Consider the following 17,206-nt stretch of genomic DNA (forward strand, 5'->3'; position numbering starts at 1 on the left):
GCGCATATTCTGCCCTGTATCGGTGCCTCGTGGTTAGCCGGGTTTTTGGTCGACCCACTTGGGCGTGATGGTCGGCTTCCAGTTATCCAGGGCATCGAGCAGTGTTTGCGGCGATTCGCTCACTTGCAGCATGTCACGGTGTGGCGCGCGAACGAAGCCTTCGCCGACGATATGGTCAAGAAAAGCGGTGAGTTTGCTGTAAAAGCCGTTCACTTCCAGCAGGCCCAGCGGCTTGCCGTGGTAGCCGAGCTGACCCCAGGTCCAGACTTCGAACAGCTCTTCCAGCGTGCCGAGACCGCCGGGCAGGGCGATAAACGCATCGCTGAGTTCAGCCATGCGCGCCTTGCGCGCATGCATGCCGTTGACCACTTCCAGGCGTGTCAGGCTTTTGTGGCCGATTTCCTTGTCCATCAGGCTCTGCGGGATGATGCCGATCACTTCGCCGCCAGCGGCCAGCGCCGCATCGGCAACAATGCCCATCAGACCCACAGCACCACCGCCGTAGACCAGGGTCAACTTGCGTTCAGCCAAGGCCCGGCCAAGGGCGATGGCGGCTTCGGTGTAAGCCGGATCAGTGCCCGCATTGGCACCGCAAAATACACAAACGGATTTCAGAGACATGCCTTCCTCCTGGGTCAATCCGTCACAGGGTAATGGCTGGCACGCCTCGATCCAAGGGCTAAACTTCGCGTTCCGGTGATTCAAAGGTACCGCTGGCGCCACAGGCGTAGGCGGCCAGCAAACTGCACAACAGACCGTTAAAGAACATGACAGGCACTCCGTCTCAGTAGATGCGCCGATCATAGGCCGGGCCCGGAATTCTGGCCGTTAGATTGTCTCGATGAGTGTCATAGCCTGAAAGTTGTATACAATTTTTGACTCAAGTCATAGGAACTTGCGAAGATTTCAGGCAGTCTTTCCACCATTCGTGTTTTTGTTAACCCTGCCTTGGAGATTCACCATGTTTTCCAAAGTTGTTGCGGTATCCCTGCTGGCGCTGGCCAGCAGCCAATTGATGGCTGCCGAGTGCAAAACCACCGTTGACTCCACCGATCAGATGTCCTTCAACACCAAGGAAATCGTGATCGACAAGAGCTGCAAGACTTTCACCGTTGAACTGACTCACTCCGGCAGCCTGCCGAAGAACGTCATGGGCCATAACCTGGTAATCAGCAAAGAAGCGGACATGCAGCCAATCGCCACTGATGGCCTGGCTGCTGGCATCGACAAAAACTACCTGAAAGATGGCGATGCTCGCGTGATCGCGCACACCAAAATCATCGGTGCCAAGGAAACTGACTCGGTAACCTTCGACGTGTCGAAGCTGGCCGGCACTGATAAATACGGCTTCTTCTGCTCGTTCCCAGGCCACATCTCGATGATGAAAGGCACCATTACTGTCAAGTAAGCCGGTCAACCGCGTCATCGTTCTTCGCGAGCAGGCTCGCTCCCACAGGTTTGCGCCATCAATGTGGGAGCGAGCCTGCTCGCGAAGGGGCCATTCGCATCAATGAAAGCAATGGCCAAAGAAAAGCCCGCTGAGGATCACTCCTCAGCGGGCTTTTTCATTCCGTCAGCGCTTAAGGCGCAAACGGCATCATGCGTTTGTGATGAGTCTTGTTGTAGGTCGCGACGATGATGTCGAACGCTTCTTGACGCACCGGCTCACCGTGCAGGAACGCATCGATCTCGGCATAGGTCACGCCGTGCGATGCTTCATCCGGTTTGCCTGGCGACAGATCTTCCAGATCCGCCGTTGGCACTTTCTCGACCAGCGACTCCGGCGCGCCAAAGCTGCGGGCAATCGCGCGAACCTGATTCTTCACCAGACCGCTGAGCGGTGCCAGATCGCAGGCGCCGTCACCAAACTTGGTGAAGAAACCCATCACCGCTTCCGCCGCGTGATCGGTGCCGATTACCAACCCGTGCGCCGCGCCGGCGATGGTGTACTGCGCGACCATGCGCATGCGCGCCTTGGTGTTGCCCAATACGAAGTCCACCGACACCGCGTGCTTGCCTTCAAACGCCGCCACTTCACTGGCCAGCGATTTCACCGCTGGGCCGATGTTGACCGTGTGACGTTCGTCCGGGGCGATGAAATCCACCGAGGCTTGGGCGTCGTGCTCGTCGAACTGGGTTTCGTACGGCAGGCGCACGGCGATGAATTTGTAGCTGTTGTCGCCGGTCTGGTCGCGCAGCTCACGCATCGCCCGCTGGGCCAACAGGCCGGCGGTCAGCGAGTCGACGCCGCCGCTGATGCCCAGCACCAGCGTCTTGAGCCCGGAATTGACCAGACAATCCTGAATAAAGGTAATGCGCCGGGCGACTTCGGCCTGCAGGGCCTGGTAGTCGGCGAACGGCGGTTGCACCTTGAGCTGTTCAGCAATCTCACGCTGTACGGCTTGCATGAATTCACTCCTTGCTAGATAGACTGGAATCGGCAGGAACCTGGAAAACGTGTCGCAAATAGGCGACGAAATTCGGGTCTTTGCAGTGGGACTTGCCTGGCTCGTCGGAGATCTTCGCCACCGGTTGGCCGTTGCAGGCGGTCATTTTAAGCACGATGCTCATCGGTTCGACACCCGGAATGTCACAGGTGAGGTTGGTGCCGATGCCGAAGCTGACATTGATCCGGCCGTGCAGGGCGCGGAAGATCTCCAGCGACTTGGGCAGGGTCAGGCTGTCGGAGAACACCAGGGTCTTGCTCATCGGGTCGATGCCGAGCTTGTGATAGTGCGCAATGCATTTTTCGCCCCACACCACAGGATCGCCGGAGTCATGGCGCAGGCCGTCAAACAGCTTGGCGAAGAACAGGTCGAAGTCGCCGAGAAATGCATCGGTGGTGATGCAATCGGTGAGCGCGATCCCCAGCAGGCCACGGTATTCGCGGACCCAGCAATCGAGCGCGGCGATCTGGCTGTCGATCAGCCGTGGGCCGAGTTGCTGGTGCGCCATGATCCATTCGTGGGCCATGGTGCCCAGCGGTTTCATGTCCAGTTCTCGCGACAGATGCACGTTACTGGTGCCGACAAAACGGCCGGGGAAGTCGTGCTTGAGCACGTTCACCACTTCTGCCTGCACGCCGAACGAAAAGCGCCGGCGGGTGCCGAAGTCGGCGACCTGCAGCTGCGATAACTCGTCGGCCGAGGCGTTGGCGGTCAGCCAGTCGAACTTGCGGTAGAGCTGTTCGCGCGCTTGTTCAAGCACGGTTTCGCGGTAGCGATAGCGATTGCGCACTTCGCTGACGATCGCCAGCAACGGCACTTCATAGAGGATCACATGCAGCCACGGCCCGCGCAGGCGGATGAACAGTTCGCCGTTCTCGATACCGGTGTGCACATAGCGCAGGTTGAAGCGGAACAGCCCGAGAAAACGCAGGAAGTCCGGTTTGAGGAAGCTGATGCGCTCCAGAAAACTCAGTTGATCGGCGCTCAGGCTCAGCTCGGCCAGACGCTCGATCTGAAAACGGATCTCGGCCAGATACGGGCGCAGATCCTCGCTGTTACGGCAACGAAACTCCCATTCGACTTCGACGTTGGGGTAGTTGTGCAGCACCGCCTGCATCATCGTCAGTTTGTAGAAGTCGGTGTCGAGCAGGTTCTGCACGATGCGATCGGCAAACACGCTCTCGCTCATAACGGGGTCTCCAGGTGCGCCGCGCCTGTGCGCGGTCTCAATCAATGGCGCTAGTGGCGCATATCAGCGGTGGGGATTGCCAGTGCTTTTTTGATTTCAGGTGAAAGATCCGCTGAGGCCATACACCTTAGCCCGCAAAAATTGTTCATTTTCGGTTGTACCTCAAGTGCGGCGTGAAGCACTTGTTCAAGACAGTCCCAGCTCTTTATATACTCGGCGAGCAGAGAGTGTCTTGGTATCAGCTTGGTTTCAACTGCTTTAATCATGGCCGCTCTTATCATTTCGTTGGTTGCAATTTTATACATGGATGAAGCTTCCCTTGAAGGAGATCTGTTCCAGCGTATCAACACCATCCTGAAGTAATACATAGGCAGGCAGTATTAGTCGATAGAAGTCAGAGTCGTTGGTTCCTTTAATAGTGACTGAGGTGAACGTCTCCAGGAGACTGGCGGCCGCGCGGATTCTGAAGCAGGCGTCTTCAAATAACTGATCAGGTGCGGCATGCGAGTCTATAAAGAAGGTGGGAATGTTGGTTGCGTTTGCTTTGAGCGGATGAAATCGATTCATGGGATAAGCTCTTTCAGATTGTTTTAGACGTGACAGGTCGAGGAACCTAATATTATTTTAGTTCGATGGTTGGATTTATTGGTTTGCCTTCTGCAGAGCCATTACTTGGTTTAATGGCTCTGCATCTGTTCTATCTAAGCCTGAGCAATCTGTTTGCTGATTCCCGGGGGGGCAGAGGGCTCGCCAAGTTTCATTGTGCTTGAGCGGCAAGCTAACGGTGGCCACGCCACAGGATCAAGATCCAGATCAAGAAATAATTTTGAATCGAAAATGGGTGTCTCGACTCCGGCGCGGCGTTGGTCATCGTAATCACGCAAGATGCGCAGGCATATCTTGAAAAGCAGGGCCATCGTTATCAGGTTGACGAGTGCCAGTAACGTCATGGTGATATCTGCAAAAGCCAAAACAGTGGAAAGATCTTCTATCGATCCCCAGAATACTAGAGTCAACACTAGCGCACGATAGAGAATCAGCACTTTACGCGGTTCGTCAAACATGAAGCGCAAACTGTTTTCTCCCAAGTAGTAGTTGTAAAGCATCGCCGTGAATACAAACAACGCAAGTACCACGCTGATAAACATCCGCCCCCATTCTCCTACAACGGCTGCCAACGAGTTTTGTGCCAGAGCGATCCCGTCACCTTCAAGGCCCTGAGTGTAGAAACCGGACAGCAAAATCATTAGTGCAGTGCATGTGCAGATTACGAATGTATCGATGAAAACACTCAGTGCTTGTACGACGCCCTGTGCAACCGGATGACTGACCTTCGCTACTGACGCAACGTTGGGAGCGCTACCCAGTCCTGCTTCGTTGGAAAATACCCCGCGTCTGACACCCATGATAATTGCACTTCCAATCAAACCGCCAAGCGCCTGATCCAGACCGAGTGCGCTTTTGATAATGGTCACTAGCATTGTCGGAACTTGATCGAACTGCAGAATCAACACGTAGCCCGTCACGCCGATATAGGCGAGGACCTTGATAGGAACCAAAAGGTCGGCTACTGCTGCTATGCGCTTTATGCCGCCGATGAGGACGACTCCCAGCATCAAGGAAAGTGCGAGTCCTGACCACATGGGGGGCAGACCAAACGCATCCTTTAGCGAGTGAGATACTGCATGGGACTCGAGTCCATTGATTGCAAAGCCGAAGGTCACCAGCATTAATACAGCCGCTATTATCCCGAGCCAGCGTTTACCCAGACCGTGCTGGATGTACCAACACGGACCCCCTCGATAGAGACCGTTTTCGTCGTTGCGTTTATAGAGCTGGCCCAGCGTGCATTCGAAGAGGCTGCTTGACATACCCAAAAGTGCGGTCATCCACATCCAGAATACGGCGCCGGGCCCACCCATGCTGACGGCAATCCCGACCCCAACGATATTGCCGGTGCCCACGCGTCCGGCAAGACTGAGTGTGAGTGCCTGAAATGAACTCAATTGATGACTGCCTGCGCGCCAACTTCCGTGTAAAACACCGAACATGTGGCGGAAATATCTAATCTGGACAAATCCCGATCGGATAGTGAAATAGCTTCCCAATCCAAGAACTAAAGGTATTAATACCTTGCCCGACAAAAAATCGTTGATGACGTCTAGCATTCAAAGCTCCTTGCTATATAGAGTGCTGGCGAATTAATGGTGTCGTCAGTCCTGAAGGCTTTCAGGTGTCGTAATATCCAGCCATATTTCATCCGGCGCAATTTCGCAAGTTGCTTAAAAGTGATGCGAATTGCTGCTATGGTTGCCTCTTCTTGATTTTTGTTGGATTACTGTATGTGTGAGTTTCTTCCGGCAAACTTGAGACTGCTGTGCAGTCACTACCGATCTGTCGCGGAGGTTTGTAGGAAAGTTCGCATTAATCGTGGGCAATTCAATAAGTACCTTTGTGGGAAAAGCGTTCCGACACCTTTTAATCTCAAACGAATCTGCGACTTCTTTGGTGTGGAGGAGTTTGAGATTGGACTTCCAACGGAGCAATTCATCAACCTGATTGGCGTGAAAGCTCGTAAGAACCCAGCCTTGGGCGAGGTAACTGCGCCACAGATAATGCATGAGCATCTGCGTCAGAAGTCTTCAGCGGAACTGAAAGCCCACATCGGTTATTACTACGAGTATTACCACGCAATGACTGACCCCGGCTCCATTCTGTGTTCGCTCGTGCATGTACGGGGGGAGGGGGATGACGTCGTCTACGAGAGAAACGAGCGCTTACAGATAGCCGGGGCTAGGGAAGATTTTGAACGGTATCAATATCTGGGTGTTGCTTATTACCTGCGTGATCGCTTGTTTTTCATCGATTATGAGTCGCTTACCTCCAACGAAATCAGCCAGACCATTCTCATCCCAAGTTTCAAAAGCTGTATTACACGGCTCAATGGTTTGAAAATAGGGGTTTCAGCGGCGGATCATCGTGCTCCTGCGTGCTCGAGGGTTGTCTGGGAATATCTCGGGCAGGAAATCAATCGCGTCGATGCGTATCGACGCGTTCGGTTGTACAAGCCTGATGATTGCGCTATCGATGATGATCTGCGCGCGCGTCTGGCTCAGGCTCAGGTTGTCGAGGGCCTGTTTGTTATCGCCTGACAGAACTCATAGCAGGCTGCGATCTTTTGATGTCGGCCTTTTAAGATCAAAGGATCGCAGCCTTGTTGCACTCGACATCTCCTACAGGGCGATCGGTCAGGGATTGTCGATCTGTTCGAGCATCCACTTGACAAAATCCCGCACCTTCGGCACTTCCGCCGCATGCTCTGGATACGCCAGGTAATACGCGTCGGAACTGGGCATTGCATGCTGCCAGGGAATGACCAGTTTGCCGTCGGCCAATTCCTCTTCCACCAGAAACCGCGGCAACAACGCCACACCACAGCCGACCTGCGCGGCGCGAATGCACATATAAAAGGTTTCGAAACGCGGCCCGTGATAGCTGTGTTCGGTCTGGTAACCCTGACTGTCGAACCAGTCATGCCACGCCTGCGGGCGCGAGGCATTTTGCAGGAGTACCAGATCGGTGAGTTGCGTCGGATCAGTGAACGGCTTGTCCGGCAGGCTGCCCGGCGCGCACACCGGCACCAGTTCTTCGCCGAACAACTTCAGGCATTCAGTGCCGGGCCGTGAGCCCTGACCAAAATAGAACGCCAGATCACTGCGCCCTTGCAGCAGATCATCCGCTTCTTGCTCGTTGCACAAATCCAGGTGAATCGATGGATGGCGCAGACGCCAGCCTTTCAGGCGCGGCACCAGCCAGCGCGCGCCGAAGGTCGATGGCGTAGACACGCGCAGGACTTCGGTTTCACCACCGTAGGAACGCAGGTAATGCGTCGACATTTCCACTTGCGTGAGGATTTTTCGTACTTCGACCAAGTACAAATCCCCGGCCGGGGTCATCTGCAAGCGCCGACGCACGCGACGGAACAACAAGTGCTGCAACAGTTCTTCAAGCTGCGCGACCTGCTTGCTCACCGCGCTCTGAGTCAGGTTCAGTTCCTCGGCGGCGCGGGTGAAACTCAGGTGACGGGTCACGGCCTCGAAACACTGCAATGCGGTGATCGATGGCAGGTGGCGTTTGTTCAGCATGGCTGATCCTTTTCTTGTCTTTCTATGCCCAGCATGAATAAACGGAATGATATCTCGCGTAAAGGTCGTTTGTTGCCTTGCCATTGTGACGCTACAACTAAAGGCCTGCCCGGTCGCGAAAAAGCGTCCGCACACATTCAGTTTTTTGCTTGAGGAGTGACCCATGGTTGCCGCATTGCTTGATCGTCTTGGTGTGAACCCGGCCCTTTATCAGAACGGCAAAGTGCCGGTGCATTCACCGATCGACGGCAGCCGCATTGCCGCCGTCAACTGGGAAGGCCCGGCCGAAGTCGAGCAGCACATCAGTCGCGCAGATCATGCGTTCGAGCAATGGCGCAAGGTGCCGGCCCCGCGTCGCGGCGAATTGGTGCGTCAATTTGGTGAAGTGCTGCGCGAATACAAGGCTGATCTCGGTGAGCTGGTTTCCTGGGAGGCCGGCAAGATCACCCAGGAAGGTCTCGGTGAAGTGCAGGAGATGATCGACATCTGCGACTTCGCCGTCGGCCTGTCCCGTCAGTTGTACGGTTTGACCATTGCCTCCGAGCGTCCGGGCCACCACATGCGTGAAACCTGGCATCCGCTGGGCGTGGTCGGGGTGATCAGCGCGTTCAACTTCCCGGTCGCAGTGTGGGCGTGGAACACCACGCTGGCGCTGGTCTGCGGTAACCCGGTGGTGTGGAAACCGTCGGAGAAAACTCCGCTGACCGCGTTGGCCTGCCAAGCGCTGTTTGATCGTGTAGTGAAGAATTTCACCGACGCCCCAGCGAATCTTTGCCAGGTGATTATTGGTGGTCGCGACGCTGGCGAAGCCTTGGTCGATGACCCGCGTGTTGCGTTGATCAGCGCCACTGGCAGCACACGCATGGGCCGCGAAGTGGCGCCGAAAGTCGCCGCTCGTTTCGCTCGCAGCATTCTGGAATTGGGCGGTAACAACGCGATGATCCTCGGCCCGAGCGCGGATCTCGACATGGCCGTGCGCGCAATTCTGTTCAGTGCGGTCGGCACGGCCGGCCAGCGCTGCACCACCTTGCGCCGTCTGATCGCTCATGAGTCGGTCAAAGAAGAAATCGTAACTCGTCTCAAGGCCGCTTACTCGAAAGTGCGCATCGGCAACCCGCTGGAAGGCAATCTGGTCGGCCCGCTGATCGACAAGCACAGCTTCGAAAACATGCAGGACGCGCTGGAACAGGCATTGAGCGAGGGCGGCCGGGTGTTCGGCGGCAAGCGCCAACTCGAAGATCAATTCCCTAACGCTTACTACGTTTCGCCGGCCATCGTTGAAATGCCGGAGCAGAGCGACGTGGTCTGCAGTGAAACTTTTGCGCCGATCCTCTACGTGGTCGGCTACAGCGATTTCCAGGAAGCGCTGCGCCTGAATAACGCTGTACCGCAAGGTCTGTCGTCGTGCATCTTCACCACCGATGTGCGCGAAGCCGAGCAGTTCATGTCGGCGGTCGGCAGCGACTGCGGCATCGCCAACGTCAACATCGGCCCGAGCGGTGCCGAAATCGGCGGCGCTTTTGGTGGCGAGAAGGAAACCGGTGGCGGTCGTGAGTCCGGCTCCGATGCGTGGCGCGCGTACATGCGCCGCCAGACCAACACCGTGAACTACTCGCTGGAGCTGCCGCTGGCGCAGGGCATCACATTCGACTGATAGGTTGAGATCGATCGTTCCCTCGCTCTGCGTGGGAATGCCTCAGCGGACGCTCCGCGTTCGCTTTTGGGACGCAGAGCGTCCCTGACTGCATTCCCACGCAGAGCGTGGGAACGATCATTTTGCAGTGTTTGTTAGGTTTCTGTTGGAGTCTGGCAATGCCGTTACGCGAAGAATGTCTGTGGGAAAAGCTCACGCCACAAAGGCCGAATAACACCGCGCTCAGGGGTGAAGTCAAAGTCGATGTCTGCGTGATCGGCGCCGGGTTTACCGGGTTGTCGGCGGCGCTGCATCTGTTGGAAAAGGGCAAAAGCGTCTGCGTGCTGGAGGCCCATCGCGCTGGTCACGGTGGTTCCGGGCGCAACGTCGGGCTGGTCAACGCTGGCATGTGGATTCCACCGGACGAGATCGAAGCCGGGTTTGGCGAAGCGGTCGGCAGTCAGCTCAATCGCATGCTCGGGGCGGCGCCAGCGCTGGTGTTCAGCCTTGTGGATAAGTACAACATCGATTGTCAGTTACGCCGCGAAGGCACCCTGCACATGGCGCACAACGCCAAGGGCGAAGCGGATCTGCGCAGTCGTGAACAACAATGGAAACGCCGTGGCGCGCCAGTCGAATTGCTCACTGGCAAGGCGTGCGAGCAAGCCACGGGCACGCAAAAAATCGCCGCTGCGTTGCTTGATCGCCGCGCCGGTACGCTCAATCCGATGGCTTATGTCACCGGGCTGGCCAATGCGGTAAGCGGTCTCGGCGGGCAACTGTTCGATCATTCACCGGTCACTCGCCTTGAGCGTCAGGGCACGAAATGGTCGGTGCAGACCGAGCACGGTTCGGTGCTGGCCGAGCAAGTGGTCATCGCCTCCAACGCCTACACCGAAGGCGACTGGACCGAGCTCAAGCGCAACTTCTTCCCCGGTTACTACTATCAGGTCGCGTCGGTGCCGTTGACCGAAGACGCCGCGCAGCAAATTCTCCCGGGCGGGCAGGGCTCGTGGGATACGCGGCAAGTGCTGAGCAGCATTCGTCGCGACAAAGAAGGCCGGTTATTGCTCGGCAGCCTCGGCAACGGCAATCAGAAGCCGACCTGGTTTCTCAAGGCCTGGGCCGATCGCGTGCAGCAGCATTACTTCCCCAATCTGAAACCCGTCGAGTGGGAATGCACCTGGACCGGGCGCATTGCGTTTACACCCGATCACCTCATGCGTTTGTTCGAGCCGGCGCCGGGACTGGTGGCCGTCACCGGTTACAACGGCCGTGGCGTCACTACCGGCACCGTGGTCGGCAAGGCTTTCGCTGATTATCTGTGTAACGGCAATCCGCAAGCCCTGCCGATTCCCTTCGCACCGATGCAGCCCTTGGCCGGCGTGGGCTTGCGCAGTTGCCTGTACGAGGCCGGTTTCTCGCTGTATCACGCGGGCCAGTGCCTGCGCATCGTCATTTGAGTGTTGAAATATGTTGCCGGAAGCGGCGCTTTTCGATGCAGCGACTAGCCTGTAATGGTGCGGGTTGTAGCAGTCCCGCACCAGCAGTGTGCAGTTCGGTGACGCGGGCTGTTACAGGCTGGTTGCACGTCGTTTGGCGCCGCGGTTGCAATGATGGCGCGTGCGGGTTGCGCCTGAAAAAATAAATGGTTTCACCTTCCGCGGTTTAGACGGTTGCACGCCCAATGAAAATGGGAACGAAACAGTCGAAATAACAAGAAAGCAGCGACTTTTTGAAGAATAAAAAACCGATGGCACGGCCCTTGCTCTGAGCATTCAGTGAAGTGAAGTCGCAGTGCCAACTAAAAAAAACCTTGGAGCACCACCTCATGTCCCAGACGTTTTACAAGAAAGGCTTTCTGGCCCTCGCAGTGGCTACTGCGTTGGGTGTTTCTGCGTTTGCTCAAGCTGATGTGAAAATCGGTGTAGCGGGTCCAATGACGGGCGCCAACGCGGCATTTGGCGAGCAGTACATGAAGGGTGCACAGGCAGCGGCTGATGCAGTCAACGCGGCGGGTGGCGTCAACGGGGAGAAAATCGTTCTGGTCAAAGGCGATGACGCCTGCGAGCCGAAGCAGGCCGTGACGGTCGCCAAGGACCTCACCAACCAGAAAGTCGCCGGCGTGGTCGGTCACTTCTGCTCCTCTTCGACCATTCCAGCGTCGGAAATCTACGACGAAGCCGGGATCATCGCCATCACCCCGGGTTCGACCAACCCGCAAGTCACCGAGCGCGGCCTCAGCGCCATGTTCCGTATGTGCGGGCGTGACGACCAACAGGGCATTGTGGCCGGCGACTACATCGTCGACGTGCTCAAGGGCAAGAAAGTCGTTGTGCTGCACGACAAAGACACCTACGGCCAAGGCTTGGCGGATGCCACCAAGGCACAACTGGTCAAGCGTGGCGTGACGCCTGTGTTGTACGAAGGCCTGACCCGTGGTGAAAAAGACTTCAGCACCATCGTCACCAAGATCCGTGGCGCCGGCGCCGACGTCGTCTACTTCGGCGGTCTGCACCCGGAGGCCGGCCCGCTGGTTCGCCAGCTGCGTGAACAAGGCCTGAAAGACGTCAAGTTCATGTCCGATGACGGCATCGTGACTGACGAACTGGTGACCACCGCCGGTGGCCCGCAATTCGTCGACGGCGTGCTGATGACCTTCGGCGCCGACCCGCGCCTGCTGCCAGACAGCAAGACTGTGGTAGACGCTTTCCGCAAGGCCGGTACCGAGCCTGAGGGTTACACCCTGTACGCCTACGCTTCGGTGCAGACCCTGGCTGCCGCGTTCAACGGTGCCAAGTCCAACAAGGGCGAAGAGGCCGCAGCCTGGCTGAAGAAAAATCCGGTGAAAACCGTCATGGGCGAAAAAAACTGGGACTCCAAGGGCGACCTGAAAGTCTCCGACTACGTGGTTTACCAGTGGGACAAGGACGGCAAGTATCACCAGCTGGAAAAACAGAAGTAAGGGCTGACGCGATCAGCTGATCCCACGGTTCCTTTGTAGGAGTGAGCCTGCTCGCGATGACGGAGTTACAGGCAACACATGTGTTGAATGTTAATCCGCTATCGCGAGCAGGCTCACTCCTACAGGGGGCGGTGGTGACGGGTGGATCGTGGCTGACATTGCTCCGACGTAAATCTGTATTTTTCCTAGAAGAACCGCACATCACAGGTGTGCAGGTTCTCACTGCGTGAGATTGCGTTATGGATGGTATTTTCCTGCAGCAACTGGTCAACGGTCTGACCCTCGGGTCGGTCTATGGCCTGATCGCCATCGGCTACACAATGGTCTACGGCATCATCGGCATGATCAACTTCGCCCACGGCGAGGTTTACATGATTTCTGCTTACCTGGCGGCAATCAGTCTGGCTCTGCTGGCGTACTTCGGTATTGAATCCTTCCCGCTGCTGATGCTCGGCACCCTGATTTTCACCATCGTGATCACGGCGGTGTATGGCTGGGTCATCGAGCGAGTCGCTTACAAACCCCTGCGCAACTCGACCCGACTGGCACCGTTGATCAGCGCCATCGGTATCTCCCTGATCCTGCAAAACTACGCACAGATCGCCCAAGGCGCCAAACAACAGGGTGTGCCTACCCTGCTGACCGGGGCGTGGCGTGTTGAAGTCGGTACTGGCTTCGTGCAACTGACCTACACCAAAGTCTTCATTCTGGTGGCCGCGTTCGTCGGTATGGGCTTGCTGACCTACGTCATCAAGTACACCAAGCTCGGACGCATGTGCCGTGCGACCCAGCAAGACCGCAAGATGGCTTCGATCCTCGGCATCAATACCGATCGGGTCATTTCCTATGTGTTCATCATCGGTGCAGCCATGGCGGCGCTGGCCGGCGTGCTGATCACCATGAACTACGGCACTTTCGACTTCTATGCCGGCTTCATCATCGGCATCAAGGCGTTCACCGCGGCGGTGCTTGGCGGGATCGGTTCGCTGCCCGGGGCCATGCTCGGCGGGATCATCCTCGGCATTTCCGAGTCGCTGTTCTCCGGTCTGGTCAACTCCGACTACAAAGACGTGTTCAGCTTCTCGCTGCTCGTACTTGTTCTGGTCTTCCGGCCGCAGGGCCTGTTGGGCCGTCCTCTTGTGTCGAAGGTGTAAGCGATGTCTTCAACCACTCAAAAAAGCATTGATATCAAAAAAAGCCTGGTTGAGGCGATTCTGGCCGGCCTGATTGCCCTGATCGTATTCGGGCCGATTGTCGGCGTCGTACTCGAGGGTTACAGCTTCAATCTTGAGCCGACCCGCGTGGCGTGGATTATCGGCATTGTCATGATCGGCCGCTTCGCCCTCAGCCTGTTCCTGCAAACACCCAAGGGCCTGAAAATCCTCGACGGATTCGAGAGCACCGGTTCCGGTGTGCATGTGCTGCCAAGCGACCATAAATCGAGCCTGCGCTGGATCATCCCGCTGCTGATTGTGCTGGCGATCATCGTGCCGTTTGTTTCCAACTCCTATCTGCTGGGCGTGGTGATCCTCGGATTGATCTACGTGCTGCTGGGGTTGGGGTTGAACATTGTGGTCGGTCTGGCCGGTCTGCTCGATCTGGGTTACGTGGCGTTCTACGCCATCGGTGCCTACGGTCTGGCGCTCGGTTATCAGTATCTCGGTCTGGGCTTTTGGACGGTGTTGCCGCTGGCGGCGATCACTGCCGGGCTGGCCGGGTGCATCCTTGGCTTCCCGGTGTTGCGTCTGCACGGCGACTATCTGGCAATCGTGACCTTGGGCTTCGGTGAAATCATTCGCCTGGTCCTCAACAACTGGTTGTCGCTGACCGGCGGCCCGAACGGTATGCCAGCGCCACTGCCGACGTTCTTCGGTCTGGAATTCGGCAAACGGGCGAAGGATGGCGGGGTGCCGTTTCACGAGTTCTTCGGCATCGCCTACAACCCGGACGTGAAGTATTACTTCATCTATGCGGTGTTGTTCCTCGTGGTGTTGGCTGTGCTGTACATCAAGCATCGGCTGGTGAAAATGCCGGTCGGTCGCGCCTGGGAAGCCTTGCGTGAAGATGAAATCGCCTGCCGCTCGATGGGCCTCAACCACGTGCTGGTCAAGCTCTCGGCGTTCACTATCGGTGCATCGACCGCAGGTCTGGCCGGGGTGTTTTTCGCCACCTACCAGGGCTTCGTCAACCCGACCTCGTTCACCTTCTTCGAATCGGCACTGATCCTCGCCATCGTCGTGCTCGGCGGCATGGGCTCGACCATCGGCGTGGTGATTGCCGCGTTCGTACTCACCGTCGCTCCGGAATTGCTGCGCGGCTTCGCTGAATATCGCGTGCTGCTGTTCGGCATCCTGATGGTGTTGATGATGATCTGGCGACCACGCGGGCTGATTCGCATCAGCCGTACCGGGGTCACTCCACGCAAAGGTGCCATTCATTATGAGAGGACTGCGCCATGAGTGAAGTCGTACTCTCTGTTGAAAAACTGATGATGCATTTCGGTGGCATCAAGGCCTTGAGCGATGTCAGCCTGAAGGTAAAACGCAACTCGATCTTCGCCCTGATCGGCCCCAACGGCGCCGGCAAGACCACGGTGTTCAACTGCCTGACCGGGTTCTACAAAGCCACCGGCGGCAAGATCGAACTCAATGTGCGCGGCCAGCAGACCAACGTCATTCAGTTGCTGGGCGAGTCGTTCAAACCGACGGATTTTGTCTCGCCGAAATCCTTCCTCAGCCGCATGTACTACAAGATGTTCGGCGGTACGCACCTGGTAAACCGTGCAGGCCTGGCGCGGACATTCCAGAACATTCGTCTGTTCAAGGAAATGTCGGTACTGGAAAACCTGCTGGTGGCCCAGCACATGTGGGTCAACCGCAACATGCTCGCCGGCATCCTCAACACCAAGGGCTACCGCAAGGCCGAAAGTGACGCGCTGGACTGCGCGTTCTACTGGCTGGAAGTGGTCGATCTGGTGGACTGTGCCAACCGTCTCGCCGGTGAACTTTCCTACGGTCAGCAACGCCGTCTGGAGATCGCCCGAGCCATGTGCACGCGGCCGCAGATCATCTGCCTGGACGAACCGGCCGCCGGCCTCAACCCTCAGGAAACCGAAGCGCTGAGCGCGATGATCCGGCTGCTGCGCGACGAGCACGATCTGACCGTGGTGCTGATCGAACACGACATGGGCATGGTAATGAGCATTTCCGATCACATCGTGGTGCTGGACCACGGCATCGTCATCGCCGAAGGCGGGCCTGAAGCGATCCGCAACGATCCGAAAGTGATCGCGGCCTATCTGGGCGCCGATGAAGAGGAGCTGGTATGACGCAACCGATCCTCGAACTCAAAGACCTCGACGTCTTCTACGGTCCGATCCAGGCCCTCAAAGGTGTGTCGCTGCAGATCAATGAAGGGGAAACCGTCAGCCTGATCGGCTCCAACGGGGCGGGGAAATCGACGTTGCTGATGTCGATCTTCGGCCAGCCACGGGCCGCGGGCGGGCAGATCCTTTATCAAGGCGTCGATATCACCCACAAGTCCTCGCACTACATTGCTTCCAACGGCATTGCGCAGTCGCCGGAAGGGCGGCGGGTGTTTCCCGACATGACCGTCGAGGAGAACCTGCTGATGGGCACCATCCCGATTGGCGACAAGTACGCCAAAGAGGACATGCAGCGCATGTTTACGCTGTTTCCACGGCTGGAAGAGCGACGTAACCAACGGGCGATGACCATGTCTGGCGGTGAACAGCAAATGCTCGCCATTGCTCGGGCACTGATGAGTCGACCGAAGCTGTTGCTGCTCGATGAACCTAGCCTCGGGTTGGCGCCGATTGTGGTGAAGCAGATCTTTGCGACCCTGCGTGAACTGGCGAAAACCGGCATGACCATTTTTCTGGTCGAGCAGAACGCCAACCATGCGCTGAAACTGTCTGACCGCGCGTATGTGATGGTCAACGGCGAGATTCGCCTGACCGGCACGGGTAAAGAGTTGCTGGTGAATGAGGAGGTGCGTAACGCCTATCTGGGCGGGCACTGATTCTTCCAGCGTTATGCACAGCCCCGGCGACGCAAGTCCCGGGGCTTTTTCATTCCGCAAACATACCGCACGCCTGTGTAGGAGCTGCCGAAGGCTGCGATCTTTTGATGTTGTCTTTAAAGATCAAAAGATCGCAGCCTTCGGCAGCTCCTACAGGGAATTGATCAGTGATTTCAAGTCTTGCGTGGAATTGTGGAAAACAAATTCCCATAGCTGCCAAAGCGCGACATATAGACGCTGCAAATGGCTGTTTTTCCACAGTTTTGACTTGTCCCCGGTTACTGTGGAGCTGGCTGTGAATAACGTGGGTGTATCTGGCTGCGCGCCTTGTGCGCCGTGGCCTGCAAGGATGTGGTTGTTTTTTGATCAGGCGTTTTTACGAGAGCGGGAGACGTCGTTGTCAACCTTTTTTTGGGTGCCACCTCAGCGGCCATTGCATGTCAACAAGCCTGTGGATAAGTCTGTGATTAAACTCTGGAAAGACTGCGCTGAGGGCCGTAATTACTGGCCTCGCGCAATCACTGTGTTGACTGTCCGCTCGTGCAAAATGCCATGTCCCGCACATCCGCCACTTCAGGGTCAAGCAAAAAACTTTCTATTTCGCCCGCAAAGCCTTGTGTGGCGCGGCTTTGCGCGTTTGCACTTGCCCCCGGAAACTGTGGAAGGGACTGTGGATAACATGCGTGCACATGGCTACAGGCCACGGTTGCTATAGCGTTGGTGCGATTGGTTGTTTTTTGTACAGCTTGTGGGTGTTGCCCGTGAATGCGCGTGCGGGCATGCTGC

At 56.9% G+C, this 17,206-nt stretch carries 16 protein-coding genes; 9 read left to right on the forward strand and 7 right to left on the reverse strand.

Annotated elements, in window-relative coordinates; translation table 11 throughout:
- Positions 1-33: 33 nt before the first annotated feature.
- Complete coding sequence (locus tag ACM6JQ_RS03220; protein WP_095113510.1) at positions 34-621, reverse strand: TIGR00730 family Rossman fold protein; 588 nt, start codon at positions 619-621, stop codon at positions 34-36.
- Positions 622-961: 340 nt separating this feature from the next.
- Between ACM6JQ_RS03220 and azu the strand changes: the two genes are divergently transcribed.
- On the forward strand, positions 962-1,408 hold the full coding sequence (azu, locus tag ACM6JQ_RS03225; RefSeq protein ID WP_007915878.1) for an azurin: 447 nt from the start codon (positions 962-964) through the stop codon (positions 1,406-1,408).
- A 172-nt stretch (positions 1,409-1,580) separates the two neighbouring features.
- On the opposite strand, the gene nadE is transcribed toward azu, so the two are convergent.
- From nadE to ACM6JQ_RS03250, 5 genes are all read right to left on the reverse strand, one after another.
- The gene (gene nadE, locus ACM6JQ_RS03230) at positions 1,581-2,408 is read right to left on the reverse strand and encodes an ammonia-dependent NAD(+) synthetase (protein ID WP_095113511.1); all 828 of its coding nucleotides are present in this window, start codon (positions 2,406-2,408) and stop codon (positions 1,581-1,583) included.
- Between the two features lie 4 nt (positions 2,409-2,412).
- Positions 2,413-3,636, reverse strand: coding sequence for a nicotinate phosphoribosyltransferase (gene pncB, locus ACM6JQ_RS03235; protein WP_414893214.1), 1,224 nt, complete (start codon positions 3,634-3,636; stop codon positions 2,413-2,415).
- Between the two features lie 50 nt (positions 3,637-3,686).
- A complete protein-coding gene (locus tag ACM6JQ_RS03240) occupies positions 3,687-3,941 on the reverse strand; it encodes a hypothetical protein (RefSeq protein ID WP_038360419.1) in 255 nt (84 codons plus the stop codon).
- Complete coding sequence (locus ACM6JQ_RS03245; protein WP_038360420.1) at positions 3,934-4,203, reverse strand: hypothetical protein; 270 nt, start codon at positions 4,201-4,203, stop codon at positions 3,934-3,936. The genes ACM6JQ_RS03240 and ACM6JQ_RS03245 overlap by 8 nt, the downstream gene beginning before the upstream one ends.
- Before the next feature lie 134 nt (positions 4,204-4,337).
- Entirely contained in the window at positions 4,338-5,804 is a 1,467-nt protein-coding gene (locus ACM6JQ_RS03250; protein WP_095113513.1) for an alanine/glycine:cation symporter family protein, read from the reverse strand.
- 174 nt (positions 5,805-5,978) lie between these two features.
- Between ACM6JQ_RS03250 and ACM6JQ_RS03255 the strand changes: the two genes are divergently transcribed.
- Positions 5,979-6,788 carry a helix-turn-helix domain-containing protein gene (locus tag ACM6JQ_RS03255; protein WP_038360421.1) on the forward strand — a complete coding sequence of 270 codons (810 nt, stop codon included), beginning with the start codon at positions 5,979-5,981 and terminating at the stop codon, positions 6,786-6,788.
- Positions 6,789-6,884: 96 nt separating this feature from the next.
- Here the strand turns inward: ACM6JQ_RS03255 and ACM6JQ_RS03260 are convergent, their stop codons facing one another.
- Entirely contained in the window at positions 6,885-7,781 is an 897-nt protein-coding gene (locus ACM6JQ_RS03260; RefSeq protein ID WP_038360422.1) for a LysR family transcriptional regulator, read from the reverse strand.
- A gap of 163 nt (positions 7,782-7,944) precedes the next feature.
- Here ACM6JQ_RS03260 and ACM6JQ_RS03265 point away from each other — a divergent pair, with 163 nt between their 5' ends.
- The 7 genes from ACM6JQ_RS03265 (at position 7,945) to ACM6JQ_RS03295 (ending at position 16,420) form a co-directional block, all read left to right on the forward strand.
- Positions 7,945-9,435, forward strand: coding sequence for an aldehyde dehydrogenase family protein (locus ACM6JQ_RS03265; protein WP_007915887.1), 1,491 nt, complete (start codon positions 7,945-7,947; stop codon positions 9,433-9,435).
- 158 nt (positions 9,436-9,593) lie between these two features.
- Complete coding sequence (locus ACM6JQ_RS03270; RefSeq protein WP_414893215.1) at positions 9,594-10,877, forward strand: NAD(P)/FAD-dependent oxidoreductase; 1,284 nt, start codon at positions 9,594-9,596, stop codon at positions 10,875-10,877.
- 368 nt (positions 10,878-11,245) lie between these two features.
- Positions 11,246-12,379 (forward strand): ABC transporter substrate-binding protein, encoded by a 1,134-nt coding sequence (locus ACM6JQ_RS03275; RefSeq protein ID WP_414893216.1) that lies wholly within the window; start codon positions 11,246-11,248, stop codon positions 12,377-12,379.
- Positions 12,380-12,618: 239 nt separating this feature from the next.
- The gene (locus ACM6JQ_RS03280) at positions 12,619-13,533 is read left to right on the forward strand and encodes an ABC transporter permease subunit (RefSeq protein WP_007915894.1); all 915 of its coding nucleotides are present in this window, start codon (positions 12,619-12,621) and stop codon (positions 13,531-13,533) included.
- Between the two features lie 3 nt (positions 13,534-13,536).
- The gene (gene livM, locus ACM6JQ_RS03285) at positions 13,537-14,838 is read left to right on the forward strand and encodes a high-affinity branched-chain amino acid ABC transporter permease LivM (protein ID WP_007915896.1); all 1,302 of its coding nucleotides are present in this window, start codon (positions 13,537-13,539) and stop codon (positions 14,836-14,838) included.
- Complete coding sequence (locus tag ACM6JQ_RS03290) at positions 14,835-15,707, forward strand: ABC transporter ATP-binding protein (RefSeq protein ID WP_007915898.1); 873 nt, start codon at positions 14,835-14,837, stop codon at positions 15,705-15,707. Before livM ends, ACM6JQ_RS03290 begins: the two co-directional genes overlap by 4 nt.
- Positions 15,704-16,420 carry an ABC transporter ATP-binding protein gene (locus tag ACM6JQ_RS03295; RefSeq protein ID WP_007915900.1) on the forward strand — a complete coding sequence of 239 codons (717 nt, stop codon included), beginning with the start codon at positions 15,704-15,706 and terminating at the stop codon, positions 16,418-16,420. The genes ACM6JQ_RS03290 and ACM6JQ_RS03295 overlap by 4 nt, the downstream gene beginning before the upstream one ends.
- Positions 16,421-17,206: the final 786 nt, after the last annotated feature.

Origin of the sequence: Pseudomonas sp. IT-232MI5 (assembly GCF_949767845.1) — a bacterium.
GTDB lineage: Bacteria > Pseudomonadota > Gammaproteobacteria > Pseudomonadales > Pseudomonadaceae > Aquipseudomonas.

Coding starts and splice junctions, on each gene's coding strand:
- ACM6JQ_RS03220 (WP_095113510.1), bottom strand. CDS start 621: ATGTCTCTGAAATCCGTTTGTGTATTTTGCGGTGCCAATGCGGGCACT.
- azu (WP_007915878.1), top strand. CDS start 962: ATGTTTTCCAAAGTTGTTGCGGTATCCCTGCTGGCGCTGGCCAGCAGC.
- nadE (WP_095113511.1), bottom strand. CDS start 2,408: ATGCAAGCCGTACAGCGTGAGATTGCTGAACAGCTCAAGGTGCAACCG.
- pncB (WP_414893214.1), bottom strand. CDS start 3,636: ATGAGCGAGAGCGTGTTTGCCGATCGCATCGTGCAGAACCTGCTCGAC.
- ACM6JQ_RS03240 (WP_038360419.1), bottom strand. CDS start 3,941: ATGTATAAAATTGCAACCAACGAAATGATAAGAGCGGCCATGATTAAA.
- ACM6JQ_RS03245 (WP_038360420.1), bottom strand. CDS start 4,203: ATGAATCGATTTCATCCGCTCAAAGCAAACGCAACCAACATTCCCACC.
- ACM6JQ_RS03250 (WP_095113513.1), bottom strand. CDS start 5,804: ATGCTAGACGTCATCAACGATTTTTTGTCGGGCAAGGTATTAATACCT.
- ACM6JQ_RS03255 (WP_038360421.1), top strand. CDS start 5,979: ATGTGTGAGTTTCTTCCGGCAAACTTGAGACTGCTGTGCAGTCACTAC.
- ACM6JQ_RS03260 (WP_038360422.1), bottom strand. CDS start 7,781: ATGCTGAACAAACGCCACCTGCCATCGATCACCGCATTGCAGTGTTTC.
- ACM6JQ_RS03265 (WP_007915887.1), top strand. CDS start 7,945: ATGGTTGCCGCATTGCTTGATCGTCTTGGTGTGAACCCGGCCCTTTAT.
- ACM6JQ_RS03270 (WP_414893215.1), top strand. CDS start 9,594: ATGCCGTTACGCGAAGAATGTCTGTGGGAAAAGCTCACGCCACAAAGG.
- ACM6JQ_RS03275 (WP_414893216.1), top strand. CDS start 11,246: ATGTCCCAGACGTTTTACAAGAAAGGCTTTCTGGCCCTCGCAGTGGCT.
- ACM6JQ_RS03280 (WP_007915894.1), top strand. CDS start 12,619: ATGGATGGTATTTTCCTGCAGCAACTGGTCAACGGTCTGACCCTCGGG.
- livM (WP_007915896.1), top strand. CDS start 13,537: ATGTCTTCAACCACTCAAAAAAGCATTGATATCAAAAAAAGCCTGGTT.
- ACM6JQ_RS03290 (WP_007915898.1), top strand. CDS start 14,835: ATGAGTGAAGTCGTACTCTCTGTTGAAAAACTGATGATGCATTTCGGT.
- ACM6JQ_RS03295 (WP_007915900.1), top strand. CDS start 15,704: ATGACGCAACCGATCCTCGAACTCAAAGACCTCGACGTCTTCTACGGT.